Source organism: Xenophilus azovorans DSM 13620 (genome assembly GCF_000745855.1).
GTDB lineage: Bacteria > Pseudomonadota > Gammaproteobacteria > Burkholderiales > Burkholderiaceae_C > Xenophilus > Xenophilus azovorans.
Map to the genome: position 1 here is coordinate 199,679 of NZ_JQKD01000007.1, position 26,199 is coordinate 225,877.

Annotated in this window: 25 protein-coding genes; 15 read left to right on the top strand and 10 right to left on the bottom strand. The window is 72.0% G+C overall.

Annotated features, from left to right (window positions below):
* Positions 1-52: 52 nt before the first annotated feature.
* The 4 genes from msrA (at position 53) to Q392_RS06675 (ending at position 4,346) form a co-directional block, all read left to right on the top strand.
* Positions 53-613 carry a peptide-methionine (S)-S-oxide reductase MsrA gene (gene msrA, locus Q392_RS06660; RefSeq protein WP_038203628.1) on the top strand — a complete coding sequence of 187 codons (561 nt, stop codon included), beginning with the start codon at positions 53-55 and terminating at the stop codon, positions 611-613.
* Between the two features lie 59 nt (positions 614-672).
* Positions 673-1,086, top strand: coding sequence for a hypothetical protein (locus Q392_RS06665; protein WP_245610654.1), 414 nt, complete (start codon positions 673-675; stop codon positions 1,084-1,086).
* Positions 1,087-1,207: 121 nt separating this feature from the next.
* Entirely contained in the window at positions 1,208-3,364 is a 2,157-nt protein-coding gene (locus Q392_RS06670) for a TonB-dependent receptor domain-containing protein (RefSeq protein WP_051953009.1), read from the top strand.
* Between the two features lie 49 nt (positions 3,365-3,413).
* Positions 3,414-4,346 (top strand): AEC family transporter, encoded by a 933-nt coding sequence (locus tag Q392_RS06675; protein WP_038203364.1) that lies wholly within the window; start codon positions 3,414-3,416, stop codon positions 4,344-4,346.
* 195 nt (positions 4,347-4,541) lie between these two features.
* On the opposite strand, the gene pdxH is transcribed toward Q392_RS06675, so the two are convergent.
* Positions 4,542-5,189, bottom strand: coding sequence for a pyridoxamine 5'-phosphate oxidase (gene pdxH / locus Q392_RS06680; protein WP_038203367.1), 648 nt, complete (start codon positions 5,187-5,189; stop codon positions 4,542-4,544).
* Between the two features lie 46 nt (positions 5,190-5,235).
* Here pdxH and Q392_RS06685 point away from each other — a divergent pair, with 46 nt between their 5' ends.
* Complete coding sequence (locus Q392_RS06685) at positions 5,236-6,147, top strand: bestrophin family protein (RefSeq protein ID WP_038203370.1); 912 nt, start codon at positions 5,236-5,238, stop codon at positions 6,145-6,147.
* The gene (locus Q392_RS06690; protein WP_038203372.1) at positions 6,144-6,704 is read left to right on the top strand and encodes a nucleotidyltransferase family protein; all 561 of its coding nucleotides are present in this window, start codon (positions 6,144-6,146) and stop codon (positions 6,702-6,704) included. The genes Q392_RS06685 and Q392_RS06690 overlap by 4 nt, the downstream gene beginning before the upstream one ends.
* Before the next feature lie 22 nt (positions 6,705-6,726).
* Here Q392_RS06690 and Q392_RS06695 read toward each other — a convergent pair whose 3' ends face one another.
* A complete protein-coding gene (locus Q392_RS06695; RefSeq protein ID WP_038203374.1) occupies positions 6,727-7,257 on the bottom strand; it encodes a MarR family winged helix-turn-helix transcriptional regulator in 531 nt (176 codons plus the stop codon).
* Between the two features lie 236 nt (positions 7,258-7,493).
* Here Q392_RS06695 and Q392_RS06700 point away from each other — a divergent pair, with 236 nt between their 5' ends.
* From Q392_RS06700 to Q392_RS06720, 5 genes are read left to right on the top strand one after another with little or no spacing between them, the layout of a single operon-like run.
* On the top strand, positions 7,494-8,486 hold the full coding sequence (locus Q392_RS06700; protein WP_038203377.1) for a Bug family tripartite tricarboxylate transporter substrate binding protein: 993 nt from the start codon (positions 7,494-7,496) through the stop codon (positions 8,484-8,486).
* 7 nt (positions 8,487-8,493) lie between these two features.
* Complete coding sequence (locus Q392_RS06705) at positions 8,494-10,836, top strand: xanthine dehydrogenase family protein molybdopterin-binding subunit (RefSeq protein WP_051953011.1); 2,343 nt, start codon at positions 8,494-8,496, stop codon at positions 10,834-10,836.
* Positions 10,829-11,710 carry an FAD binding domain-containing protein gene (locus Q392_RS06710; protein ID WP_038203380.1) on the top strand — a complete coding sequence of 294 codons (882 nt, stop codon included), beginning with the start codon at positions 10,829-10,831 and terminating at the stop codon, positions 11,708-11,710. Before Q392_RS06705 ends, Q392_RS06710 begins: the two co-directional genes overlap by 8 nt.
* The gene (locus Q392_RS06715; protein ID WP_038203383.1) at positions 11,707-12,186 is read left to right on the top strand and encodes a (2Fe-2S)-binding protein; all 480 of its coding nucleotides are present in this window, start codon (positions 11,707-11,709) and stop codon (positions 12,184-12,186) included. Before Q392_RS06710 ends, Q392_RS06715 begins: the two co-directional genes overlap by 4 nt.
* Complete coding sequence (locus Q392_RS06720; protein ID WP_038203386.1) at positions 12,176-12,961, top strand: SRPBCC family protein; 786 nt, start codon at positions 12,176-12,178, stop codon at positions 12,959-12,961. The genes Q392_RS06715 and Q392_RS06720 overlap by 11 nt, the downstream gene beginning before the upstream one ends.
* Positions 12,962-12,992: 31 nt before the next feature.
* Here Q392_RS06720 and Q392_RS06725 read toward each other — a convergent pair whose 3' ends face one another.
* The 5 genes from Q392_RS06725 to Q392_RS06745 all read right to left on the bottom strand — a co-directional run bounded on the left by Q392_RS06725 (position 12,993) and on the right by Q392_RS06745 (position 17,447).
* Positions 12,993-13,685, bottom strand: coding sequence for a response regulator (locus tag Q392_RS06725; RefSeq protein ID WP_038203388.1), 693 nt, complete (start codon positions 13,683-13,685; stop codon positions 12,993-12,995).
* 14 nt (positions 13,686-13,699) lie between these two features.
* Entirely contained in the window at positions 13,700-15,253 is a 1,554-nt protein-coding gene (locus Q392_RS06730; RefSeq protein ID WP_245610655.1) for an ATP-binding protein, read from the bottom strand.
* A gap of 55 nt (positions 15,254-15,308) precedes the next feature.
* On the bottom strand, positions 15,309-15,509 hold the full coding sequence (locus Q392_RS06735) for a hypothetical protein (protein WP_038203390.1): 201 nt from the start codon (positions 15,507-15,509) through the stop codon (positions 15,309-15,311).
* A complete protein-coding gene (locus Q392_RS06740) occupies positions 15,506-16,753 on the bottom strand; it encodes an SGNH/GDSL hydrolase family protein (protein ID WP_038203392.1) in 1,248 nt (415 codons plus the stop codon). Before Q392_RS06740 ends, Q392_RS06735 begins: the two co-directional genes overlap by 4 nt.
* Before the next feature lie 100 nt (positions 16,754-16,853).
* Positions 16,854-17,447, bottom strand: a complete 594-nt coding sequence (locus tag Q392_RS06745; protein WP_051953014.1) for a LuxR C-terminal-related transcriptional regulator — start codon at positions 17,445-17,447, stop codon at positions 16,854-16,856.
* Positions 17,448-17,544: 97 nt separating this feature from the next.
* Here Q392_RS06745 and Q392_RS06750 point away from each other — a divergent pair, with 97 nt between their 5' ends.
* The 3 genes from Q392_RS06750 to Q392_RS06760 are packed head-to-tail and all read left to right on the top strand — an operon-like array spanning position 17,545 to position 20,147.
* Positions 17,545-18,351 carry a CoA transferase subunit A gene (locus Q392_RS06750; RefSeq protein WP_038203395.1) on the top strand — a complete coding sequence of 269 codons (807 nt, stop codon included), beginning with the start codon at positions 17,545-17,547 and terminating at the stop codon, positions 18,349-18,351.
* 13 nt (positions 18,352-18,364) lie between these two features.
* A complete protein-coding gene (locus tag Q392_RS06755) occupies positions 18,365-19,003 on the top strand; it encodes a 3-oxoacid CoA-transferase subunit B (RefSeq protein ID WP_038203398.1) in 639 nt (212 codons plus the stop codon).
* Between the two features lie 46 nt (positions 19,004-19,049).
* The gene (locus Q392_RS06760) at positions 19,050-20,147 is read left to right on the top strand and encodes a DUF4241 domain-containing protein (protein WP_038203638.1); all 1,098 of its coding nucleotides are present in this window, start codon (positions 19,050-19,052) and stop codon (positions 20,145-20,147) included.
* 97 nt (positions 20,148-20,244) lie between these two features.
* Here Q392_RS06760 and Q392_RS06765 read toward each other — a convergent pair whose 3' ends face one another.
* The 3 genes from Q392_RS06765 to Q392_RS06775 form a co-directional block, all read right to left on the bottom strand.
* The gene (locus Q392_RS06765; RefSeq protein WP_038203401.1) at positions 20,245-21,276 is read right to left on the bottom strand and encodes an NAD(P)-dependent alcohol dehydrogenase; all 1,032 of its coding nucleotides are present in this window, start codon (positions 21,274-21,276) and stop codon (positions 20,245-20,247) included.
* 145 nt (positions 21,277-21,421) lie between these two features.
* Positions 21,422-22,027, bottom strand: coding sequence for a class I SAM-dependent methyltransferase (locus tag Q392_RS06770; protein WP_038203404.1), 606 nt, complete (start codon positions 22,025-22,027; stop codon positions 21,422-21,424).
* Positions 22,028-22,044: 17 nt separating this feature from the next.
* Positions 22,045-23,628 (bottom strand): glucan biosynthesis protein G, encoded by a 1,584-nt coding sequence (locus Q392_RS06775; protein WP_211260212.1) that lies wholly within the window; start codon positions 23,626-23,628, stop codon positions 22,045-22,047.
* Between the two features lie 246 nt (positions 23,629-23,874).
* On the opposite strand from Q392_RS06775, the gene bglX reads away from it, so the two are divergent.
* Entirely contained in the window at positions 23,875-26,190 is a 2,316-nt protein-coding gene (bglX, locus tag Q392_RS06780; protein WP_038203405.1) for a beta-glucosidase BglX, read from the top strand.
* Positions 26,191-26,199 lie beyond the last annotated feature (9 nt).

A 26,199-nucleotide genomic window follows, 5' to 3' on the forward strand; every position in this document is an offset into this window, starting at 1 on the left:
TGGCGTCAACCCGCCACAATCTCCTCCTGGAGAGTCTCCCATGTCCACTGCCATGCCATCGTCTTCCCCGGACCCCCTCGAAACCATCGTCCTCGGCGGCGGCTGCTTCTGGTGCACCGAAGCGGTGTTCGACCGCGTGGAGGGTGTGACGGACGTCGAGTCCGGCTACGCCAACGGCCACCAGCCGCAGCCGACCTACGAGCAGGTGTGCAGCGGCAGCACCGGCCACGCGGAGGTGGTCAAGGTGCAGTTCGACCCGCAGCGCATCGGCCTGCGCGAGATCCTGGAGATCTTCTTCGTCGTGCACGACCCGACCACGCTGAACCGCCAGGGCAACGACGTGGGCACGCAGTACCGCAGCGCCATCTACACCACCACCGACGCCCAGCAGCAGACGGTGCGCGAGGTGATCGCGGAGCTGGCGGCGCACCAGGCGTACGGCGGCGTGCCCATCGTCACCGAGGTGGCGCCGCTGGCGTCCTACTGGCCGGCGGAGGACTACCACCAGGACTATTTCCTGAAGCACCCCGGGCAGGGCTACTGCGCCTTCGTGGTCGCGCCCAAGGTGGAGAAGTTCCGCAAGACCTTCGGCGAGCGCATGCGCAAGGACTGAGCGCCCGAGAGCCCGACCGGGCGCATGCCCCGGCGGCGGCTGGCACAATGTCCGGCCTCGTGACCGCCGCACCCTCCTTCTCGCCCGCCACCCGCACCTCCCGTGCGGCTGGCTTGGCGTGGCTGCTGGCCCTGGCCGTGGTGCTCGCCGCCACGCTGGGGCACCTGCACCGGGTGATGCACGACCCGGCGCCGGCCGCCGGCGCGCACGTCCACGGCGCGCATGCGGCCGCCTCGCACGACGGCCACCACGCGCACGCGCACGGGCTGCTGGCGCTGTTCGGCGGCCACGACGACGGCGACCTGCAGTGCCGGCTGTACGACCAGCTCGCGCACGGCAGCGCGATGCCTTCGGTGGCGGCGCTGCTGCTGCCGGTGGTGCTGCCCACCGCCGTCTTCGACTTCATGCAGGGCGAAGCGCTGGCGCGCTGGGTCCTGCTGTTCGACGCCCGCGGGCCGCCCCCCGCTCGCTGAACCTCCCCCGGTCCCTCGCGTCCCCTGCGATCGCGGGGCCCTGTCCTGCTGCCGTCCTGCCGGTTGGCCGTGCCATGCCGGCATGGCAGCGGGGCGTGCCTGTTCAACGAGCGAATTCCACATGACATGCTTTTCCCTGGGCGGCGCCTCCGGCGCCGCCGCCTTGCTGCGCCTGAGCGCCGTTTCCACCGCCATCGCCGCGCTGTCCTCCACCGCCTGGGCGCAGACGCCCGGCGACACCCGGGCGCTGCCGCCGGTCACCGTGTCCGCCAGCGGGCTGGAACTGGGCGAGAACGACATGGTCACCCCCTCCAGCGTGCTGGAGGGCGAAGACCTGGTGCTGCGCCGCGGCGCCAACCTGGGCGACACGCTGGAAGGCGAGCCCGGTGTGCGCGCCACGCACTTCGGCGCCGGTGCCAGCCGGCCCATCATCCGCGGCATGGACGGCCCGCGCGTCAAGGTGCTGGGCGACGGCGCCGAGATCCAGGACGCCTCCACCATCAGCCCCGACCACGCGGTGGTGTCCGAGCCGCTGCTCACGCGCCAGATCGAGGTGCTGCGCGGGCCCTCCGCGCTGCTGTACGGCGGCGGCGCGGTGGGCGGCGTGGTCAACGTGCTCGACCGCCGCGTGCCCACGCGGCGGCCCGACAACGGCTTCGAGGGCAGCGTGGAGCTGCAGGGCCGCAGCGGCGCGCGCGAGGCGGCCGGCGCCTTCGACCTCACGACGGCGCTGGGCGACCACCTGGTGCTGCACCTGGAAGGCTCGCGCCGCGAGGCGCACGACTACCGCGTGGGGCGGCACTGGTCGGGCGGCACCCGCGTGCCCGGCAGCGACAACGCCACCGAGAACTTCGGGGCGGGCCTGTCCTGGGTGGGGCCGCGCGGCTACCTGGGGCTGGCCTACAGCCTGCAGAGCAGCCGCTACGGCCTGCCGGGCCACAGCCACGCCTTCGAGGGCTGCCACCCGCACGGCAGCCACCTGCATTGCCCCGAGGGCGACGCGCACGGCCACGACCACGACCACGGCGACGAGGAGGATCACGAGCACGAGGACCACGATCACGCCGAGGGCGATGACCACGACCACGAGCATGAACACGAGCACGGCACGCCGTGGGTGAAGCTGCGCAGCGAGCGCGTCGACCTGCGTGGCGAGCTGCTCGACCCGCTGCCCGGCTTCGCGCGCGCCCGCCTGCGCGCCGCCGTCACGCGCTACCGCCACCACGAGATCGAGGGCCAGGAGATCAGCACCACCTTCCGCAACCGGGCGCATGACGCGCGGCTGGAGCTGGAGCACCTGCCCATCGCCGGCTGGCGCGGCGTGCTGGGCGTGCAGACATCGCAGCGCCGCTTCAGCGCGCTGGGCGAGGAGGCCTACGTCGCCCCCACCCGCACGAACCGCACCGCGCTGTTCGCGCTGGAGGAGCGCCGCTTCGGCGACGTGCGCGTCGAGGCCTCGCTGCGCCACGAGTGGCAGCGCATCGACGTCGACTCGCTCACGCAGCGCGATGCCAGCCACCGCGGCACCTCGTTCTCGCTGGGCGCGCAGTGGCGCTTTGCGCCGGGCTGGTCGCTGGGTGGCTCGTTCACGCGCAGCCAGCGCCTGCCCACGGCCGAGGAGCTGTACGCCGACGGCCTGCACCTGGCGACCCGCACCTACGAGGTGGGCAACGACCGGCTGCGCAAGGAGACCTCGCGCAACATCGACGTCACGCTCGCCCGGACGGCGGGCGACACCACCTTCTCGGTGTCGGGCTTCCACAACCGCGTGAAGAACTACATCTACGCCGACACGCTGGATGCCTACGAGGGCCTGCAGCTCATCGAGTACGCGCAGCGCGACGCCACCTTCACCGGGCTGGAGGGCAGCGTGAAGCAGAAGCTGGGTGAGCACCTGTCGGTGACGGTGTTCGGCGACCACGTGCGCGGCCGGCTCGACGACGCGTCCGGCCTGGCGTCGCGCAACCTGCCGCGCATTCCGGCGCAGCGCCTGGGCGTGCGGGTGAACGCCAGCTACCAGGGCTGGAGCGGCTGGGTGGAGGCGTACCGCATGGCCAGCCAGCGCCGCATCGCCGCCTACGAGACCTGGACGCCGGGCTACACCATGCTCAACCTGGGCCTGGCGTACAGCACCCGCATCGACCGGCTGGACACGCAGTTCTACCTGCGCGCGGACAACCTGACCGACCGGCTCGCCTTCGCGCACACCTCCTTCATCAAGGACGCCGCACCGCTGCGCGGCCGCACGGTGACGGTGGGCATGCGCGTGAGCTTCTGACGGGCGCGGCGGCGCGGGCCGCCGCCGTGCGGCCCGCTATGCTCGACCGGTGAACCTGCCCGTCGTCTCCTCGCTGCTGCCCGTCGTCCTGCTCATCGCGGCGGGGTGGGTGGCGGGGCGGCGCGGCTGGATCGCGCCGGCGGCGATCCGCGACCTGTCGAACCTGATCTTCGTGCTGCTGGCGCCGGCGCTGCTGTTCCGCTCGATGAGCACGGTGCACCTGGGCGAGCTGAGCCTGAAGCCCGTGGCGGCGTACTTCATTGCAGCCGGCCTCATCTACGGCGCCACGCTGCTGCTGCGCGGCTTCAACCGCGAGGCGGCGGTGCTGGCGCTGGCCAACACCTACAGCAACACCGTGATGATCGGCATCCCGCTGGTCGGGCTGGCCTACGGGCCGGAGGGGCTGGTGACGTTGCTCACGCTGGTGTCGCTGCATTCGCTGACGCTGCTGACCGGCGCCACGGTGGTGCTGGAACTCGCCGCGGCGCGCGAGGAGCCCGGCCGCCGCCACGTGCTGGCGACGGTGCTGCGCGCGGTGCGCAACGCGGTGCTGCACCCGGTGGTGCTGCCGGTGCCCGCCGGCCTGCTGTTCGCCGCCACGGGCTGGACGATGCCGGAAGCCATCGACCGCCCGCTGCAGTGGTTGGGCCAGGCCTTCGCGCCGATGGCGCTGGTGCTGGTGGGCATCACGCTGGCCGCGACGCCCGTGGGCTCCCACCTGCGCGGCGCGCTGGTGCAGGCCGTGGCCAAGAACCTGGTGCACCCGCTGCTGGTGCTGGCCATCGGCTGGGCCCTGGGCGTGCACGGCCTGCCGCTCACGGTGATGGTGGTGGCCGCCGCCATGCCCATCGGCGCCAACGTGTTCATGTTCGCGCAGCGCTACCGCGTGGCGGAGGAACTGGTGACCGCCAGCGTGGTGGTGTCCACGCTGCTGGCGCTCGTCACCGTGTCGGGCGCGATGGCGCTGATGGCAGTTCTGTAGATGGGATCAGGTGTCCATGGCGCTGCGCGCTCCCGCATTGCATGAAACGGTACCCGGCCGGTCGCGGTTCAGAAGGCCGCGGAGCAGGCCATGCGGGAACACCCGCGGAACTGGCTGTGCCAGGCCGCTGGGTGTGCCCCCTGGAGGGGGTTGGCGAAGCGGAACGAAGTCCGCGAAGACTGGGGGTGTTTCACTTTACGGTGCCAGGCGCTCGCGTATCCAGGCGCCGCCTTCGACACGGTAGCGCAGCCGGTCGTGCAGCCGGCTCTTGCGGCCCTGCCAGAACTCCCAGCGGTCGGGCACCAGGCGGAAGCCGCCCCAGTGCGGCGGGCGCGGCGGGTTGAGCAGGAACTTCGCGCTGTACTTCGCGGCGTTGGCCACCAGCACCGAGCGGCCTTCGATCACCTGGCTCTGCGGGCTGGCCCAGGCGCCGATGCGCGAGTCCAGCGGGCGGCTGGCGAAGTAGGCGTCGCTCTCGGCGTCGCCGGCCTTCTCGACCACGCCCTCGATGCGCACCACGCGCTCCAGCTCGACCCAGTGGAACTGCAGCGCGGCGTACGGGTTGCCGGCCAGCTCCTGGCCCTTGCGGCTGTCGTAGTTGGTGTACCAGACGATGCCGCGCGCGTCGTAGCCCTTGACGAGCACGATGCGCGTGGAGGGGCGCAGGTCGCTGCCCACGGTGGCCAGCGTCATGGCGTTGGGCTCGGGCACCTGGGCGGCGATGGCCTCGGACAGCCAGCGCTCGAACTGGGCCAGCGGATCGCTGGCGCTGTGGGCCTCGTCGAGTTCGGCGCGCTCGTAGCTCTTGCGCAGCGAGGCGATGGAGTGGGGCAGGTCGCTCATGGCCGCCGATTGTGCGCGCGCCCCGCGCGCATAACATCGCCCTCCCATGATCGTGCGTCCCCGTCCCCACTGGCTGCGCCTGCTGTTCGTCTGGCGAGGCTCGATCCTGTCGCAGATCCTGCCGCAGTTGCTGGGCACGCTGGCGCTGGCGGTGCTGGTGACGCTGCTGCACGGGCACGTGCTGCGCTGGAAGGTGCCGATGAACTTCGTGCCCTTCTCGCTGATCGGGCTGACGCTGGCGATCTTCCTGGGCTTTCGCAACGGCACCAGCTACGGCCGCTGGTGGGAGGCGCGCACGCTGTGGGGCGCGCTGCTGGTCGAGTGCCGCGCCGCCGTGCGGCAGGCGCAGACGCTGGTGGACGGCGAGGGCCATGCCCCGGTGCTGGCGCACCGGCTGATCGCGCTGGTCCACGCGCTGCGCCACCAGCTGCGCGGCAGCGACGCCGCGGCCGACCTGGCCCGGCTGCTGCCGCCGGAGGAGGCGGCGCGCGCCGGCGCGGCGCGCTACCCGGCGGCCGCCCTGCTGCTGATGGCCGGCGAGTGGCTGCGCGACATGCGCCGCCAGGGCCGCGTCGCGCCGGCCGTGGTGCCGGCGCTGGAGCAGCCGTTGGCGCAGATCGGCGCCGCCGTGGGCGGCTGCGAGCGGCTGGACAGCACGCCGATCCCCTTCACCTACGGCGTCATCATCCATCGCACCATCTACCTGTACTGCCTGCTGCTGCCCTTCGGGCTGGTGGATTCGATCGGCCCGATGACGCCGGTGATCGTGGTTTTCGTGGCCTACACCTTCTTCGCGCTGGAGGCGCTGGGCTCGGAGCTGGAAGAGCCCTTCGGCACCGCGTCCAACGCGCTGGCGCTCGACGCGATGTGCTGGACCATCGAGACCTCGCTGCGGGAGTCCATCGGCGAACTTGACTGGCCACCGCAGCCGCAGCCCCGCGACCACGTCTTGACATGACCGGCCTGCCCGTGGTCCTGGTGCTCGCCTCGGGCCGGGGCGAGCGCTTCCGCGCCTCCGGCGGGCAGGTGCACAAGCTGCAGGCGCTGCTGGGCGGGCGGCCGGTGATCGAGTGCACGCTGGAGGCTGTGCGCGCCAGCGGCCTGCCCTGGCACGTGGAGGACGCCGGCCACCCCGGCATGGGCGACTCCATCGCAGCCGCCGTGCGCGCCACGCGCGGAGCGGGCGGCTGGCTCGTCCTGCCGGCCGACCTGCCGCTGGTCAGGCCGGACACGCTGCGCCGTGTGGCCGAGGCGCTGGCCGCCGGCGCGGGCGCGGCGCAGCCGGTGCACGGCGGCGAACGCGGCCACCCGGTGGGCTTCAGCGCCGCCTGCGGGCCGGCGCTGGCAGCTCTGGCCGGCGCGCAGGGCGCCGCGCCGGTGCTGCGCGCGCAGCGCGAGGCGGGCGCGCTGGTGGAAGTGCCGGTGGATGACGAGGGCATCGTCACCGACGTCGACACCGTGGCCGACCTGGCGCGCGCCGAGGCGCTGTGGCGCGCGCGCGGGGCGGGCGGCTGAGCCGCCGCCCGGCAGCATCCGTTCAGATATCCAGCCCGGGCACGTCGTCCGCGGTGGGCCGGGCGTCGGCCTGCAGGCAGTGCGCGCGCAGGCGCATCAAGGCGCGGTACATGGCGTCGCGCTCCTCGGGCGGCAGCACGCGGATGGCGGCCGCCTGCCGCGCCCGGGCGATCGGGATGGCCTGGCGGTGCAGCGCCTCGCCCTCGGGCGTGATGTGGCACCAGGTCTTCTTGCGCGGGCCGGTGCCCTCGGTCTCCAGCCGCACCAGGCGCCGCCCCTCCAGCAGCTTGAGCGTGCGGCTGACCAGCGCCTTGTCGGAGGTGGACTGCGCGACCAGCTCGCCGAAGACGATGCGCCCGGCGTGCGCCACCAGCGAGAGCAGGCGCCACTCCGACACCGTGAGCCCGAACTGCTCGGCATAGGGCACCGTGAGCTGGCGCCGCAAGGCGTTGCCCACCTGGCTCATCAGGGTGGTGATGAAGGCATCGACGGTCAGGCCGGTGCCGTGCTCGTCCAGGTCGGACCAGGGGGTGGAGGAGGGGGCGTCGCTCATGGAAACGGCCATTCTTCCATGCAGATGCAAGCCTTCTCGCCAGTGAGCGGATTAGGGCGGGGCACCCAGCTGATTAAAGGGTTTACCCTTTAATTGATGAATCAACTATAGACACAAAATTCGCATCGTTCCTTTAGCGGTTCTTTGATTCATATATGAATCAAATCAAGCGCCTGTCTGTTCCCTGCCCCCTTTCGGCCGCCTGCCGGCGGCCGGCCACCCACGAGGAGCCTTCGATGCCCACGATCCGCCGTCATGTTCTCGCCGCCGCGCTGGCTGCCAGCGCCCTGGCCGCGCTGCCCGCCCTGGCCCAGGGCGACTATCCCGCCGCCAAGCCGGTCACCGTGGTGGTCTCGTACCCGCCCGGGGGCGACACCGACGCCATCGCGCGCCTGTTCGCCGAGAAGCTGGGCCAGCGCATCAAGCAGTCCGTCATCATCGACAACCGGCCGGGCGCCGGCGGCGCCATCGGCAACGGCCACGTCGGCCGCGCCGCGCCGGACGGCTACACGCTGCTGTTCACGCCCAACCCCTTCACCACCGCGCCGATGGTGATGAAGCTCTCCGGCGCCGCCAGCTACGACGTGCTGGGCGGCTACGAGGCCGTCATCAACACCGCCACCCAGCCGCTGGTGCTGGTGGGCAACCCCGCGGCGCTGGGCAGTGCGAAGACGCTGCCCCAGCTGGTGGCGGCGGCCAAGGCCGGCAAGTCGGTCTCCTACGCCAGCCCCGGCGCCGGCTCGCCCATGCACATCGTCGGCGAGTGGCTGAACAAGGCCGCCGGCGTGAAGTTCTCGCACGTGCCCTACCGCGGGGTCGGCCCCTCGGTCAACGACGTGGTGGCCGGGCACGTGGACACGGCCTGGGTGACCATCGGCGCGGTGCGCCAGTACCTGGGCACCGGCAAGCTGATCCCGCTGGCGATCGGCGACGCGCAGCGCAGCAGGCTGGCGCCCGAGGTGCCGACGCTGGTGGAGCTGGGCTACAAGGACGTGGTGGTCGGCGCCTGGAACGGCTTCTTCGCGCCCAAGGGCACGCCGGCGGCGGTGGTCAAGCTGCTCAACGAAAACCTGAACGCGATCCTCAAGGAGCCGGAGGTGGTCGAGAAGCTGGCCGTCTTCGGCGCCCTGCCGGCCGGCGGCGCGCCGGACGTGCTCGCCAGGCTGAACCAGCGCGAGTACGCGGTGATGGGCAAGGCGATCCGCGACCTGGGCATCAGTGCCGAGTGAGGCCGCGATGAAGCCGCTTGCCAAGGCCGTGCCGGAAGGCGTGCAGCCGGCGCAGCCGCATTCCACGCTGGGCGTGGAGATTCCGCAGGTGACGGCCCGGGCCAAGGTGCTGGGCCGCGCGATCTACGCCGGCGACATCAAGGTGGCCGGCATGCTGCACGGCAAGGTGCTGCGCAGCCCCTACCCACACGCGCGCATCGTGTCCATCGACACCTCGGCGGCGCGCGCGCTGCCGGGCGTGAAGGCGGTGCTCACGGGCGACGACGCACCGGCCCAGCTCTGGGGCGTGCACCACAAGGAGCGCGCCGTGCTCGCCCAAGGCGTGGTGCGCTACTGCGGCGAGGAGGTGGCGGCAGTGGCCGCCCTCACCGAGGAGATCGCGCGCGACGCGCTCGACCTGATCCAGGTGGCGTACGAGGAGCTGCCCGCCATCCTCAGCATCGACGAGTCGATGGACGAGGAGGCGCCCACCGTGCACCCGGGCCGCGAGAACAACGTCGGCCACGAGATCCGCTTCGAGCGCGGCGACGTGGACGCCGCCTTCGCCTCGGCCCATCTGGTGCACGAGGCCACCTACAGCACGCACTCGCAGTACCCCGGCTACATGGAGCCGATGGCCACCGTCGCCGCGCTCGATCCGGACGGCCGCCTGGTGCTGTGGACTTCCACCCAGGCCGTGAATCTGGTGCGCATGCAGGTGGCGGCCACGCTGGGCCTGCCGGTCTCGCGCGTGCGCGTGATCCAGGCCACCACCGGCGGTGGCTTCGGCGGCAAGATCGTGGAAGACGACAACCAGCTCGTCGCCGGCCTGCTGGCGCTGAAGACGAAGCGCCCGGTGCGCCTGGTCAACAACCGGCTGGAGGACTTCCAGGCCTGCTGCGCCAGCGTGCCGGAGCGCATCACGCTCAGGCTGGGCATGGACCGCGAAGGCCTGATCGTCGCGAAGGAGGTGCGCATCCTGGCCGAGTGCGGCGCCTACGCCGGCCTGGCCGGCGACGTGATGCACGTGAGCGCCATGCGCAGCGACAACATGCACCGCAACGGCAACGTGCGCTCGCATGCCACGCTGTACTACACCAACAACCCGCCGCGCGGCGCCTTCCGCGGTTTCGGCGGCACGCAGATGCTGTTCGCGCTCAACAGCCACATCCACGTCATGGCCGGCCAGCTCGGCCTGGACCCGGTGGAGGTGCACCGGCGCAACGTGCTGCCGGCCGGCGGGGTCTCGGTGCACGGCTGGCAGATCGGCAGCAACGGGCTGGTCGAATGCATCGAGCAGGCGACCGCGGCCATCGGCTGGGCTGCCAAGCGCGGCGCGCCCAGGGCCGCCGGCGTGAAGCGCCGCGGCGTGGGCATGGCCGCCGCCATGCACGTCAGCGGCAACCGCACCATCGGCAACTGGGACGGCTCCACCGTCGTCGTGAAGATCAACGAGGACGGGCGCGTGAACGTCATCAGCGGCGAGTGCGACATGGGGCAGGGCGCGTCCACCATGCTCAGCCAGATCGTCGCGCACGAACTGGGCCTGCCGCTGGCCGACGTGCACGTCGTGCCGCCCGACACCGACGTGGCGCCGGTGGCGGTGGGCACGCTGGCCTCGCGCGTGACCATGTCGGGCGGCAACGCCGCCATCGTGGCGGGGCGCAAGGCGCGCGACGAGCTGTTCGCGCTGGCCGCGCCGCGCTGGGGCGTGGAGCCGGCGCAGCTGTCCATCGGCGGCGGCGCGGTGTTCGTCACCGACCGGCCCGAGCAGCGCGCCACGCTGGCCGAGCTGGCGCGCCAGGCCGTCTGGCGCCACGGCGGCGGCGGCATCCAGGTCAGCGGCACCTGGGACCCGAAGACCGTGATGCACGACGACCAGCTCTACGGCAACATCGCGCCGGCCTACTCCTACGCCGCCCAGGCGGTGGAGGTGGAGGTCGACACCGAGACCGGCCGCGTGACCGTGCTCGACAGCTACGTCGCCGACGACTGCGGCAAGGCGCTCAACCCGATCGCCGTGCACGGCCAGTCCAACGGCGCCGCGGCGCAGGCCATCGGCTGGGCGCTGTACGAGCAGCTGCACTACGAGAGCGGGCGCCTGGCCAACGGCAACTTCGCCGACTACACCCTGCCCACCGCCGACGCGCTGCCCGAGCTGCGCGGCGGCCTTGTCGAGTCCAACGACCCCAACGGCCCCTACGGCGCCAAGGGCGCGAGCGAGACGGCCATCCTGCCCGGCGCGCCGGCCATCGCCAACGCGGTGGAAGACGCGGTGGGCGTGCGCATCACCGAGCTGCCCATCACGCCCGAGAAGGTGCTGGCCGCGCTGCGCGCCAGGAAAAAAGAAGAAGGAGCGGTCCATGCGTGAGTTCGACTGGCTGGAGCCCGCCTCGGTCGAGGAAGCCAGCCGCATGCTGGCCGACCTGGGCGACGAGGTGCGCGTGATCGCCGGCGGCACTGCGCTGATGCTGGGCATGCGCCAGCGCATGCTGGCGCCGACGCATCTGATCTCGGTGGCGGGGATCGAGCGCCTGCGCGGCATCGGCTTCGACGCGGCGCAGGGCCTGCGCATCGGCGCGCTGGCGCGGCATGCGGACGTGGCGCGCTCGCCCCTGGTGCGGCAGCACGCGCCGGTGCTGGCGAGCATGGCGGCGCGCGTGGCCAACCCGCAGGTGCGCAACCAGGGCACGATCGGCGGCAACCTCTGCTATGCCGACCCGTCCACCGACCCGCCCGGTTGCCTGATGGCGCTGAATGCACAGGTGGTGCTGGGCAGCGCGCGCGGCGAGCGCGTGCTCTCGATCGAGGAATTCCTGGTCGACTACTACGTGACGGCGCTGGAGCCCGACGAGATCGTGCTGGAGATCCGCGTGCCGCCGCTGGCCGCCGGCACCGAGGGGGTGTACTCGCGCTTCCTGCGCACGGCGGCGGAGCACCGGCCGCTGGCGAGCGTCGCCCTGGTGGCGCGGCGCGAGGGCGCGCTGTGCCGCGAGGCGCGCATTGCCGTCGGTGCATCGACGCCCATCCCCACGCGGCTGCGGCGCGCCGAAGCCTTCCTCGAAGGCCGAAGCATCACGCCCGAGGTCGCTGCCGAGGTGGCCGACATCGTGGCGCAGGACATCACGCCCGTGGAAGACCTGCGCGGCAGCGCCGAATTCCGCCGCGACATGGTGCGCGCAGTGGCGCGCCGCACAGTGGCCGAGCTGTTCGGCCTGTCGATCGACGAAGGAGTTGCCGCATGAGCACCCACCGCATCGAATGCACCGTCAACGGCGAGGCCCACAGCGTCGAGGTGCCCGCGCGCCGGCTGCTCGCGGACTTCCTGCGCGACGACCTGCACCTCACGGGCACCAAGCGCGGCTGCGAGACGGGCATCTGCGGCGCCTGCTCGGTGCTGCTCGATGGCGAGGTCGTCAAGTCCTGCCTGATGCTGGCCGTGCAGGTGCAGGGCCGCGAGCTCACCACCATCGAAGGGCTGGCCCAGGGCGACGAGCTGCACCCGCTGCAGAAGAACTTCATGCAGTGCGGCGGCCTGCAGTGCGGCTACTGCACGCCGGGCTTCATCATGGCCTCGTGCGACCTGCTCAAGAACACCCCCCGGCCGAGCTGCGACGAGGTGCGTCACGGCCTGTCGGGCAACCTGTGCCGCTGCACCGGCTACACGCAGATCGTGGAGTCGGTGCTGCACGCGGCCGAGGAGATGAACCATGGAGATTGAGAAGACCCTGGCCGTGTCGGCCCCGCGCGAGCAGGTGTGGGCCCTGCTGCTGGACCCGCAGGTGATGGCCGGCGCCGTGCCCGGCATGAAGTCGATCGACGTCGTCAGCCCCACGGAATACGTGGCGGTGATGCACCAGAAGATCGCCTTCATCAGCGCCAAGTTCAAGCTGCGCACCCACATCACCGAGCAGCGTGCGCCGGAGTACCTGTGCGCCGAGGGCACGGGCGAGGACGCATCCGTCGCCAGCTCGCTCAAGCAGCGCAGCGAGGTCTTCCTCACGCCCACGGCCGACGGCGGCACCGAGCTGCGCATCAAGGTCAGCGTGGACCTGCTGGGCCGCCTGGGCACCTTCGGCCTGTCGGTGATGAAGACCAAGGCCGACCGGCTGTGGGAGGAGTTCGGCGCCAACCTGAAGGCGCGCATCGAGGCCGGAGGGCTGCCGGCGGCGGCGCCTGCCGCGGCGCCTGTGCCGCCGGTGGCGCACAAGCCTGCACCGGCCCCGTCGCCTGCCGCCGTGCCGGCGCCTGCACCCGCCGTGCCCGTCCAGGCCGTCAGCGTCGCGGAACCCGCAGAGGTGGAGGAGGGCGGCTTCTGGTCGCGCCTGCTCGGCGGCGGCAGGCCGGCGCGTGCGAACGGCCACGCCGCCGCGGCCGGCCGCTGCATCCGCGTCGAGGTGCGGCAGCTCGACCGCACCGTCAGCGTGGAGTGGCCCGTCGAGGCGGCCGAGCAGTGCCGCGACTGGCTGCGCGAGCTGGTGCGCCAGCCCGGTTGACGGCGGTGCGTGGCGGAGCCGCCGCGCCGCTTCACGCCTCGGCGGCAGGAAGCTCCAGGCAGAAGCCCACGCCGTAGACCGAGCGGATCCATTCGTGCTCCGGCGCCACGGCGGCCAGCTTGCGGCGCAGGTTCTTCACGTGGCTGTCCACGGCCCGCTCGGTCACGTCGGCGTCGTCGTAGGCCAGGTCGAGCAACTGCGAGCGGCTGAATATCCGGCCCGGCTTGCTCGACAGCACGTCGAGCAGCCGGAACTCGCGCCGCGTGAGCGCGAGCTGCTCGCCGCGCAGCGAGGCCTGCCAGCGAGACTCGTCGAGCACCAGTCCGGCAGCGCCGCCGGCGCCTTCGCCGACAGGCGGCTGCCGGCCGCGCCGCAGCACGGCGCGCACGCGCGCCACCACCTCGCGCGGCGAGAAGGGCTTGCACACGTAGTCGTCCGCGCCCAGGTCCAGGCCGATCAGCCGGTCCACCTCCTCGATGCGCGCGGTCAGCAGGATCACCGGACGCTGCGTACGGCGGCGCGCCTCGCGCAGCACCGCGAGGCCGTCCATGCGCGGCAGCATGATGTCCAGCAGGGTCAGGTCGGGCGGGTGCGCCAGGATGCGCTCCAGCGCCGTCGCGCCGTCGCCGGCGTGCTCGGTCTCGTAGCCGGCGTGCCGCAGATAGTCGTCCAGGACGGAGGCGATGTCGGGATCGTCCTCGACGATCAGCACGCGTGTGTTCATGTCGCGGATGGTGTTCAGGTGGCGGCCAGCGGCAGCGCCAGCGTGATGCACAGGCCGCCCAGCGCGGAAGGCTGGGCGTCGATGAAGCCGCCATGCGCCTCGACGATGGCGCGGCAGATCGACAGGCCCAGGCCCGATCCGCCGGACTCGCGGCTGCGCGAGGCCTCGCCGCGATAGAGACGCTCGAACAGGCGGGGCAGTTCGTCCGGCGCGGCTGCCGGCGCCGTGTCGTCGAAGCTCAGCACCAGGCGCGGCTCGCCACCGTCCTCGATATGCGCGCCGACGGTCAGTTGCCCGCCGGGGTCGGTGTAGCGCAGCGTGTTCTCGAGCAGGTTCATGAAGGCCTGGTGCAGCCGCCGCGCGTCTCCCTCGAGCATCGGCGCGGGCTGCTGCGCCGCCAGTGCGTCCAGGGCCTGCGCATCGATCGCGAGGCGGACTTGCGCATAGCGCTCGCGCATGGCGGCCAGGGCCTCGCGCAGCACGGCCAGGGGGTACACCGGCGCGCGTTCCCGCAGCTCGGCCTCGCCGCCCTGCATGCTGCTGCGCAGGTCGTCCACCAGTTGGCCCAGACGCATGACCTGGCGATGCAGCCGCAGCGCGGTACGGTCGTCGAAGCTGCGCACGCCGTCCTGCAGCGCCTCGATCTCGGCGCGCATGGCCGCCAGCGGCGTGCGCAGCTCGTGCGAGACGTCGGCCAGCCAGGCGCGGCGCTGGGTTTCGATGCGGTCGAGCCGCGCGGCCATGGCGTTGAAGGTGCGGCCGAGGGCCGCCAGTTCGTCGCTGCCGTGCGCCGGCACCCGCGCGTGCAGCCGGCCGCGCGCGATCATCCTGGCGGCTTGCGCGAGTTCGTCGATGGGGCCGAGCCAGCGGCGCGCCAGCCACCACGACATCGCCAGCGCCAGCAGCAGGCCGACCAGGCCGGTGGTGGCCATCAGCCAGCGCTGGCGCGCGAGGAACGCGCGGTGGGCTTCGCTGTGCAGCGCCTCGACCGGCGCCAGTGCCAGGTAGCCCACCAGCCGGTTGTTCTCGCGCAGCGGCAGGCGCGCCGCCGCGGCGGCGTCCAGCGCCGCGCCGGCGACGTGCGCACCCGACGCGTCCAGCAGCGCCAGCCGGCGCAGCACCTGCGGCGGGCGGGGCGGCATGTCCGTCCAGGGGCCGCCGGGCAAGGGAAACGGGGGCGGCGGCAGCGACAGGTGCAGCAGCGGGTCGGGCCGCGGGCCGGTGCCCACCGTGGGCGCACGCGGCGCGTACCAGGGCGGCAGGCGTGGGTCGGCGGGCACGGGGGAGCCGGTGTCCACGCCGTCCGCGGTGCCGAGCAGCAGGCGTTCCCACAGGCCGGGATCGCCGCGCAGCCGGTCCCAGTTTCCCTGGGCGGCATGGTGTCTCGCCAGGCGCTGCGCCAGGCTGTCCATGCGGCCGATCTCGATCTCGGCGACGTAGGAGCCCAGGCCGCGCTGCAGGCCGAGGATGGAGAAGGCCGCGAAGGTGATCAGCAGCACCACGAGCATCGTGGCCAGCGCCAGGAAGATCTTGCGGCTGAGGGTGAGCCGCAGCAGGGCAGGGGGCATCCGCCGGAATTGTGGGGCAAGCGGCGCCGGCCAACGCCATCGCGGTGGGCGCATCTCAGCGCAGGAACGCGGCAAGCCGCGCCAGGCGCGGCGCGGCGCCGGAGGTCGACATGATCGGTGCGAGCGTGCCGGGGTGTGGACGGGCGTCGCCGGAGCCGAGCGCGGCCGTCAGCCAGCTGCTGGCGGCAAGCAGGCCGACGGCGCCGGCGATGCCCAGCGCCCGGCGGACCGATGCCGGATGACGAGGCCGGCTCATGCCTTCGGCTCCTGGAGCGGCGGATGCTCTCCTTCTGCCAGCGGCAGGCGCAGGGTCAGGCCCATCCGCGCCAGCGGCGAAGGGGCGGCGTAGAGGCGCCCGCCGCAGCGGTGCACGATGCGCAGCGCAGCGTGCACGCTCTGGTGCAGCGCGCGTTCCGCCGCCGTCGGCGCAGCGGTGGTGCTCGCCAGGCGCGAGAAAAGCTGCGCCAGCCGAGGCGCTTCGTCGTCCTCGCCGGTGCCGTCCGGCGCGGCCCAGTGAAGCACGGCCTGCGCTGCCTGCACCGTGGCCGCGACGTGCGGCCGCGCCTGCGTGCCGAGCCCCTGCCGGACGACCGCGGCCAAGTGCGACAGCAGGGCGTGCAGCTCGGACTCGGTGCCGCGCACCCGCAGGGCGCAGCCGGGTGCCGCGCCGTGGACTTCGCACAGGCGCTCGCGGGCGGCGAGCTCGACCAGCGGCCACAGTTCGCTCGATGCGGCGCGGAACGCATGCGATGCAGCGGCCGCGGAGGACTGCGGCGTGCCGGACGGTGCCGTGCGGCCGCGGCGCGGCCGCAGCCAGGGGGTGAACAGGACGGCGAGCCACGCGTTCGCGCCCGCCGGCCCGCCGCGGCCCGCGCATTCGGGCGCGACGGCGTCGAGCGCGCGTACCAGCTGCTGCGTCAGTCTCCGCGCATAGGACGGCCCGGGATGCACGGGGTCGGCCATGTCCGCCGGCGCGAAGCGCACGGCGCCCCAGTCCGCGAAGGCGGCGCCGTCGGCGGCGGCGACCTGCCGCGCCACCGCGTCGTAGGCGTCGCGGCGGGGAATGCCGCCGGTCACGCGCGACAGCCCGGTGACGACCGGCGTGCGGCCCTGCGAGCGCACATAGGCCACCATCGTCTCCAGGGCGGTGCGATAGTCGTGGCCCTGGCCGGCATCGTTGATGCCGTACTGCAGCACCACGATGCGGCTGGTCAGCGGCGTGTGGATGAACTGGGCCAGGTGCGCGTGCGCGCTGTCCCCGGGGATGGTGTGCTCGTCCACCCGGTACATGGGCCGCATGCGGCGCAGCATGGTCGCGGGTGGATCGGGCAGGCGCTTCATGCCGCCATATCCGCCGTGGAGGATCGAGTCGCCGTACAGCGCCACCGAGCAGTCCGGTCGCGCGGCGGCGCCGGCCATGCCGGCCAGCGCCAGCAGCGATGCGGCCGCGCACGCGGCGCCCAGCCTGCGCCGGCCCTGCAGTTCCGTCCGTGATGGCATCCTGTCCTCTCTCGTCGAGCCGGCTCGCGCCGGCGCGACGGATGGTCGGGAGCAATCGAGGAGAAATTTCGAAGGCCCCGGCGGCGGCGTGGATGCCGCCTCAGGCCGCCAGCAGCTTCTGCACCAGCGCCGCAGTCGTCGCCGCGGCGTACTTGCGCATCAGCCGGGCGCGGTGGATCTCCACCGTGCGGTGGCTGATGCCCAGCGCGCGGCCGATCTCCTTGCTGGTCAGCCCGCGCATCAGGTGCGCCGCCACCTCGCGCTCGCGCGGCGTCAGCTCGGCCTTGTCGGCGCGGCGCGCGCCCAGGTCCTCGAAGGTCCAGATACCGGCGGCGTGCGGCGCCTCGCGGTTGAGCGCGCGGCCGGTGACGTGGCACCAGAAGGTCTCGCCGGCGCGCATGCCGTGCAGGCTGCCCACGCGGCGCATCATCCGGTTGTCGGCATAGTGGCCGCTGGCGTTGAGGATCGGCTCCATGCGCCGGCCGATGCGCTCGAACTCCGCCACGCTGGGGTACAGCACGCGAAAGGACTGGCCCACCAGTTGTTCGCGCGTGGCGCCGAACATCTCGGTGAGCCGCGCGTTGCAGTCCACCATGATGCGCTGGCGCGACAGCACCATGCCCACCGGCGCGTGCTCGAAGGCGAGCCGGTAGTCGATGGCGGCGGGGGGCTCGGCTTTCTCGGGGCTGTCCATTACGAAATACTACGTATGTGGATACGTAGTATCGTCCGAGGCGGTCCATCCTCCGTCACCATCACCGTTCAATCCCTTCATCGAAGAGCGAGGCACCATGGCGAACAAGATCTATCCCGACGCGAAGTCGGCCCTGGCCGGCGTCGTGGCCGACAACCAGATGCTGGCCGTCGGCGGCTTCGGCCTGTGCGGCATCCCCGAGGCGCTGATCGAGGCGCTCAAGGAAAGCGGCGTCAAGAACCTCACCTGCGTCTCCAACAACGCGGGCGTCGACGGCTTCGGCCTCGGCAAGCTGCTGGAGACGCGCCAGATCAAGAAGATGATCGCCAGCTACGTCGGCGAGAACAAGGAGTTCGAGCGCCAGTTCCTGGCGGGCGAGCTGGAGCTGGAGTTCACGCCCCAGGGCACGCTGGCCGAGAAGCTGCGCGCCGGCGGCGCCGGCATCCCGGCCTTCTTCACCAAGACCGGCGTGGGCACCCAGGTGGCCGAGGGCAAGGAGCTGCGCGAGTTCGACGGCGAGACCTACGTGATGGAGCGCTCGCTGGTGCCCGACGTGTCGCTGGTCAAGGCAGCGGTGGCCGACAAGTCCGGCAACCTGCGCTTCAACCTCACCGCGCGCAACTTCAACCCGGCCGCGGCCACCGCCGGCAAGGTGTGCATCGTCGAGGTCGAGAAGATCGTCGAGGTGGGCGAGCTGGCGCCCGACGACATCCACCTGCCCGGCATCTACGTGCACCGCATCGTGCTCAACGCCAACCCCGAGAAGCGCATCGAGAAGCGCACCCTGAGCGCCGCCGCGCCGGCGGACGCCGCCAGCGCCAAGGTGCAGGCGCAGGCCGCCATCGCCCAGGCGGCTGCCGGCAGCGAAGTGCCCGGCACCATCAAGAACAACGGCAAGCAGTAAGAAGGAGCCTCACATGCCCTGGACCCAAGACCAGATGGCCGCGCGCGCGGCGCAGGAACTGGAAGACGGCTTCTACGTGAACCTCGGCATCGGCATCCCGACGCTGGTGGCCAACTTCGTCGGCGACAAGGAGGTGTGGCTGCAGAGCGAGAACGGCATGCTCGGCATCGGCCCCTTCCCGACGGAGGACCAGGTGGACGCCGACCTCATCAACGCCGGCAAGCAGACCGTGACCACGCTGCCCGGCAGCGCGATCTTCGGCAGCGACCAGAGCTTCGCGATGATCCGCGGCGGCAAGATCAACCTCTCCATCCTCGGCGCCATGCAGGTCAGCGAGAAGGGCGACCTGGCCAATTGGATGATCCCCGGCAAGATGGTCAAGGGCATGGGCGGCGCCATGGACCTGGTGGCCGGCGTCAAGCGCGTGATCGTGCTGATGGAGCACGTCGCCAAGAAGAAGGACGGCACCACCGACATGAAGATCCTGCCCCAGTGCACGCTGCCCCTGACCGGCGTGGGCGTGGTGGACCGCATCATCACCGACCTGGGCGTGTTCGACGTCACGCCGCAGGGGCTGAAGGTGATCGAGCTGGCCGAGGGCGTGAGCTTCGACGAGGTGCAGGGCAAGACCGGCGTGAAGCTGGTCCAGTGACGCGCGGGCGTCGGCCGGCGCCGCGCGGCGGCGTAGCATGCCGCGCATGGCCTACATCGACCTCGACAACCTGCGATCGGTCTTCCTGGACGACGCGGCGCTGGGGCAGCGGCGCCTGAGCCGGCAACGCGCCGGCATGCTGCAGATCACCAGCGGCCGCATCGTGGCCTGCGACCCGCTGGTGCAGCCGGAGCGGCCCGCCTTCGCGCGCGCAGTGGCGCAGCGCGGCGGGCATGCGGTGGACGTGATCCTGGGCAGCGTGCCCACGCTGGCGGTGCTGTGGCTGCGCGAGCGTGCCGGCCTCGACGCGGCCGCGCTGCACTGGGAGCCTGCGCTGCTCGACGGGGAGTCGGCGGACATGCTGGCCGGCGACGCCTTCTACGGCTATCCGGTCGATGCGGGCATGGGCTGCTTCATGGACGCGCAGACCGGGCCCGCCATCGGCGAGCGCGACAGTCTCGAGTCGGCGGCGCCCGGCTACGTGAGCTACTACGACGACGTGCTCGCGCCCGAGCTGGGCGAGGGCGACATGGCCGACCACTACCCGCTCGGGCAGGGCTCGGCGAACAACGTGGTGGTCTTCCGGTCCGGCTGGGGAGACGGCAGCTATCCCAGCTTCTGGGCGCTCGACGCCGCGGGCGAGCCCGTGGCGCTGGTCACGGACTTCCTGACCATCGAAGGCGGCGATGCGCGCGACGCGGACGACCGGCGCGGCGAGGCCTACCTCGCCAGTCTTTCCAGCGAGAAGATCGCGGCGCTGGAGGCCCTGGGCGACGCCGCCGAGCGCGGCGACGCCGATGCCGTGCGCAGCCTGCTGGCCGCCGGCGTGGCCGGGGCGAACGAGATCGTTCCCTCGTCGGGCGAGACGGCCATCAGCAGCGCGATCCGGCGCGACCGCACGACGGCGCTGCGTGTGCTGCTGGGCAACGGACCCTGTCCGCCGATGCCGGAAGCGCTGCACATGAAGGGCGTGACCAGCTACCCGGCCTATGCGCGCTTCCTCAAGACGCCGCGCGACCCGGCGCTGCTGGCGGTGCTCGATGCCGCACAACAGCGGGCACAGGGGCGCGTGCCGGCATCCGCGCCGCCCGCATCACGGGCCGCGGCGCCCTCCAAGCCATTCTGGAAGCGCTGGCTTTCCTGAAGGAGGGAGAAGCGGCAGGGTGCACGTGGCGTGCGATGCGCGTCGACGGTTCTCCCGTGTGCGTGCAAGGATGGGCTCGATGATCCGGGCCGCGCGCTCAGGGCCGCAGCACGGCGCGGCCCTTGATGCGGCCCTCGCGCAGGCGCTGGTACACGTCCAGGGCGTCCTCCAGCGGAAACACCTCCGTCTCCACGTGGATGAGGCCCTGCCCGGCCAGCGCGATGACTTCCATCAGTTCGGTGCGCGAGCCCCAGTAGGGCATGCTGACCTCGCAGCCGAAGGGCGGGCTGCCCTGGGCGTAGTGGAGCGTGCCGCCGCCCAGGCCGACGATGGCGATGCGGCTGGCGCGGCCGACGATGCTGCTGCAAAGGTCCAGCGTCGGCTGGGCGCCGACGAAGTCCAGCGCCACCGTCACGCCGCGCTCGCCGACCAGGGCGCGGATTTCCTCGGCGGCGCGCTCCGGGTCTCGGGTGTCGATGGTGTGCGCCACGCCCAGCGCGCGGGCGTGCGCCAGCTTCGCGCCGTCGATGTCGCCGGCGATGATGCGCGACGAACTGAGCGCCCGCAGGATCTGCACGGCCATGTGGCCCAGGCCGCCGATGCCGATCACGACGACGGTCGCGTCCGGGGTCAGCCAGGGCAGCGCAGCCTTGATCGCGTGATAGGGCGTGAGCGCCGCGTCGCTCAGCGGCGCCGCCTTGGCCGGGTCGAGCCGGCCAAGGGGCACCAGCAGGCGGGGCGAGGGCACGATCATGTATTCGGCCATGCCGCCGTCCGAGCCCAGGCCGCCGCCCATCATCGGGATGCTGGCATGGTGCTCGCAGTAGTTCTCGGCCGAGGCCTGGCAGGTGCGGCACGCGCCGCAGCCCCAGGGGCCGTAGACCGCCACGGCGTCGCCTTCCTTCCAGCCGGCGGCGCCGGCGCCCAGGGCCTCGATCCAGCCCGCGTTCTCGTGGCCCAGCGTGAAGGGGCCGAGCGGCCCGAGGCCGTGGTCCAGCACGTGCAGGTCGGAGTGGCACACGCCCGCCCCCGCGATGCGCACCAGCACCTGGCCGGGGCCGGGCGCCGGCCTGGGCAGGTCGACGATTTCCGGGGGACGCCCGGCTCCGATGTACCTCACGGCCTTCATGCGGATACCCCTTTCGACGGTGCGCCTGCACAGGCAGGCCAAAGTCATTCTCCGGCAGGGGCATCCTGCTGAACAGGGCCGGCGGGCCCGGCGCGAAGCGTCCATGCGCCGGATCAAGACATCGGCCCGCGCAGGCCGCCTGGGCTCAAGCGCCCGCGCACTCCAGCGCGAACACCGGCACCTGCGCCTGCCGGCTCAGCCACACGCCGCCGCCCATCTCGGCGAAGTGCGGCGCCAGGCCGCGCCGGTAGGCCTCGGCGCGGTGGCGGAAGATGCGCGCGTCGGTCAGGTCCTCGTCCACGATGTCGCGTTCGAAGTCCTCGCGCGTGACGGCCTCCACGTACAGCGCGCCGCGGCTCAGGCCGCCGAGGTTGTGCAGCGCGCGCTTCAGGTCGGCGGGGGCCAGGTAGGGCAGCACGCCCTGGCAGACGACGAAGTCGAAGGGGCGCTCGGCGCGGTAGTCGACGACCGAGCCGCGCTCCCAGCCGTAGCGCTCGCACAGGTACTCGCTGAACTCCACGCCCTGGTAGTGCGCCTGCGAGAAGTGCCGCGCCACGACGTCCCGCCACACGCCGATGCCGCAGCCCACGTCGAGCACGCGGCGCACCGGCACGCGCAGGTACTTCAGGTAGCCGCAGACGAAGGCGCCGAGCCGCTCGGCGTGCTGCGGGTCGATGACCCGGGTCTTGGCGTCGAAGTAGAAGCGCTGGTAGTAGGCCGCGTCGAAGGTGGCGGCGTCGGCTGACTTCATGCGAAGGGCGCCGGTGCTCAGCGGCTGCCGGCCGCCGGTGCCGGCGCGGCAGGGGGCGCCGGCGGCGGTGGCGGCGGCACCGGCGGGATCTGGAAGCTCCAGGTCTCGCTGATCGGCTTGCCGCCCTGCGCCAGCGCGGCGCGCAACTCGCTGGCCTGCGCCGGGTCCTTCACCTTCACGCGCATCGCCAGGCGCCAGCCCTTGATGGGGTCGTTGCGCAGCAGGCTGCTCTCCAGGATCTCGACGTTGGCGTTGCCGCTGATCTGCGTCTGCAGCGCTGCGTCGGGCGCCAGCCGGGCCAGCGCCGGCCCCTCGAAGTCCACGATCAGCGCGGTGCTGCCGTCGATCTGGCGGATCAGGTTGGGCTGCAGCCGCTCGCCCTCGCTCTGGAAGGTCTGCCGGACCCAGGCGTTGTTCTGCGCGTGCAGCGCCGGCTCGTCCATGGTCCAGTGCATGCGGTAGGCGTACTGCAGCATCTGGCCGCGCGTGACGGGCGCGTCGGGCGTCCAGAAGGCGACGATGTTGTCGTTGGTCTCGTCCGCGGTGGGGATCTCCATCAGCGTGACCTTGCCCTTGCCCCAGTCGTTCTGGGGTTCGATCCAGGCGCTGGGGCGCAGGTCGTAGCGGTCCTTCAGGTCCTCGAAGCGCTGGAAGGCATGGCCGCGCTGCAGCAGGCCGAAGCCGCGCGGGCGGTCCACCTGGAAGCTGCTGACCGCCACCGCGCCGCGCGGGTTGTTCAGCGGGCGCCAGATCCACTCGTCGTTGCCGGCATGGATGGCCAGGCCGTTGGAGTCGTGGATGGCGGGGCGCCAGTTGCGCAGGTGCTCGGGCCAGCGCTGGTTGGGGCCGTAGAGGAACATGCTGGTCAGCGGCGCGATGCCCAGCATGCCGATGTCGCCGCGCACGAAGAGATTGGCCTGCACGTCGAGCACCGCGTCGCGCCCGGGCTGCAGGATGAACTGGTAGGCGCCGGTGGCGCGCGGCGAATCCATCAGCGCGTAGATCACGAGCTGCTTGTCCTGCGGCGCCGGGCGCTGGATCCAGTACTCGATGAAGTTCGGGAACTCCTCCTTGCCCGGCGAGGTGGTGTCGATCGCCAGGCCGCGGCCCGACAGGCCGTACACCTGCCCCTTGCCGATCACGCGGAAGTAGCTGGCGCCCAGCAGGCTCATCACCTCGTCGAATTTGCCGTCCTGGTTGATGGGGTAGAGCACCCGGAAGCCCGCGTAGCCGAGCTGGCGCGTGGCCTCGCGGTCGAAGCTGAGGTCGCCGAAGTCGAAGCGGTCGGGCTCGTAGCGGATCTCGCGCGCCTCGCCGCCCACCACCTCGTGGATCTTCACCGGGAAGTTGAACTGCATGCCCTGGTGGTAGAAGTTCAGGCGGAAGGGCGTGGACTGGTCGCGCCACTCGAAGCGGTCCGAGCGCGGCTGGATCTTCATGTAGTCGGCGAACTGCATGTTGCCGAAGACCGGCGGCAGGTTGCTCGCCGGGGCGACATAGGGCTTGCCCGCCAGCGCGCGGGCGCGGGCGGTGACGTCGTCGAGCGAGAAGGACTGCTGCCCCTGCGCGTGGGCGGCCAGCGGCAGCGCAGGCAGCACCATGAGCGCGAGGAGATGCAGGAAGGCGAGGGCGGAGGCAGGGCGCGCGGCGCGCACGAGTCGAGTGATCATGGACCGTTGTTCTGGTTCGATGCGCTCGGAAGGCGCAGGGAGCCCAAAAGCTTAGCATCGGCCGCCTGCGCGGCCCTGTAGGAGCCCGGCGCACCTGCGGGGGAAGCGGGCGGCGCAGCCTCTAAGATGCCCCGCTCGACGTCCGCACGCTCGCAACAAGCAAGGAATGCACAGCCGATGAAGTTCACGACCAAGAGGCCGGCGCTCGCGGCGCTGGCCGCCCTGGCCGCGCCACTGGCCTTCGCCCAGCCCAACCCCGCGCTGATCGACAACAAGCCGGCCTTCGTCGCCGACCTGCTCAGGCAGATGACGCTGGAGGAGAAGGTGGGGCAATTGCGCCTGATCAGCATCGGCCCCGAGATGCCTGCCGCGCAACTGGCCGAGGAGATCGCGGCCGGCCGTGTGGGCGGCACCTTCAACTCCATCAACCACAAGGAGCAGCGGCCGCTGCAGGAGGCTGCGGTGAACCGCAGCCGGCTGAAGATCCCGATGCTCTTCGCCTACGACGTGCTGCACGGGCACCGCACCTCCTTCCCCATCGGCCTGGGCCTGGCGTCGAGCTGGGACATGGAGGCGGTGCGCCTGACCGCCCGCACCGCGGCGGTGGAGGCCAGCGCCGACGGCGTGGACGTGACCTTCGCGCCCACGGTGGACATCTCGCGCGACCCGCGCTGGGGCCGCACCTCCGAGGGCTTCGGCGAGGATCCGTACCTCGTCTCGCAGATCGCGCGGGCGATGGTGCAGGGCTTCCAGAACGGCACGCCGGCCGGCAAGGTGCTGGGACGCGACAGCATCATGGCCTCGGTCAAGCACTTCGCGCTGTACGGCGCGGTGGAGGGCGGGCGCGACTACAACATCGTCGACATGAGCCCCATGCGCATGTACAACGACTACCTGCCGCCCTACAAGGCGGCGATCGATGCCGGCGCGGGCGGCGTGATGATCGCGCTCAACACCGTCAACGGCCAGCCCGCGACGTCGAACACCTGGCTGCTGCAGGACCTGCTGCGCAAGGACTGGGGCTTCCGCGGCGTCACCTTCAGCGACCACGGCGCCATCACCGAGCTGATGCGCCACGGCGTCGCGCGCGACGAGCGCGAGGCGGCCAAGCTGGCCATCAAGGCAGGCGTGGACATGAGCATGGCCGACCAGGTCTACCTGAAGGAGTTGCCGGGCCTGGTGAAGTCCGGCGAGGTGCCGATGAAGACGCTGGACAACGCCGTGCGCGAGGTGCTGGGCGCCAAGTACGACATGGGCCTGTTCCACGCCCCGTTCCTGCGCATCGGCAAGGCCGAGGACGATCCGCCCGACCTCAAGGCCGACAGCCGCCTGCACCGCGCCCCGGCGCGCGACGTGGCGCGCCGCTCGATGGTGCTGCTGGAGAACCGCAACCGCACGCTGCCCATCGCCAAGGGCGCGACGGTGGCGCTGGTCGGCCCGCTGGCCGATGCGCCGATCGACATGATGGGCGTGTGGTCGGGCCAGGCCGTGTGGAAGCAGTCGGTGACGCTGCGCACCGGCATGGAGAAGGCGCTCGAAGGGCAGGGCCGGCTGCTCTACGCGCGCGGCGCCAACGTGACCGAGGACAAGGCCATCGTCGAGTACCTGAACTTCCTCAACTGGGACGAGCACGAGGTGGTGCAGGACAAGCGCGCGCCGCAGGAGATGATCGACGAGGCCGTCGCCACCGCGAAGCAGGCCGACGTGGTCGTCGCCGCGGTGGGCGAGTCGCGCGGCATGTCGCACGAGTCCTCCAGCCGCACGCGGCTGGACCTGCCGGAAAGCCAGCAGGCGCTGCTCAAGGCGCTCAAGGCCACCGGCAAGCCGCTGGTGCTGGTGCTGATGAACGGCCGCCCGCTCACCCTGAACTGGGAGAAGGCGAACGCCGACGCGATGCTGGAGACCTGGTTCGCCGGCACCGAGGGCGGCCACGCCATCGCCGACGTGCTGTTCGGCGATGCCAACCCCTCGGGCAAGCTGCCCATCTCGCTGCCGCGCTCGGTGGGGCAGATCCCCACCTACTACAACCACCCGCGCCTGGGCCGCCCCTTCACGCCGGGCAAGCCGGGCAACTACACCTCGCAGTACTTCGACGAGCCGCAGGGCGCGCTGTACCCCTTCGGCCACGGCCTGAGCTACACCGACTTCAGCCTGTCGGACGTCACGCTCTCCAGCGCGCGCATGCCGCGCGGCGGCAAGGTGGAGGCGAGCGTCACCGTCACCAACACCGGCGAGCGCGCCGGCGAGACGGTGGTGCAGCTCTACATCCAGGACGTGGCTGCCTCGGTGGTGCGCCCGGTCAAGGAACTGAAGGACTTCCGCAAGCTGATGCTGCAGCCGGGCGAGAAGAAGGAAGTGCGCTTCACCATCGGCGAGGACAAGCTGGCCTTCTACAACGCCAAGCTCCAGTACCTGGCCGAGCCGGGCGAGTTCAAGGTGCAGATCGGCCTGGACTCGCAGAACGTGAAGGAGCAGGGCTTCGAGCTGAAATAGCCGAGGCGC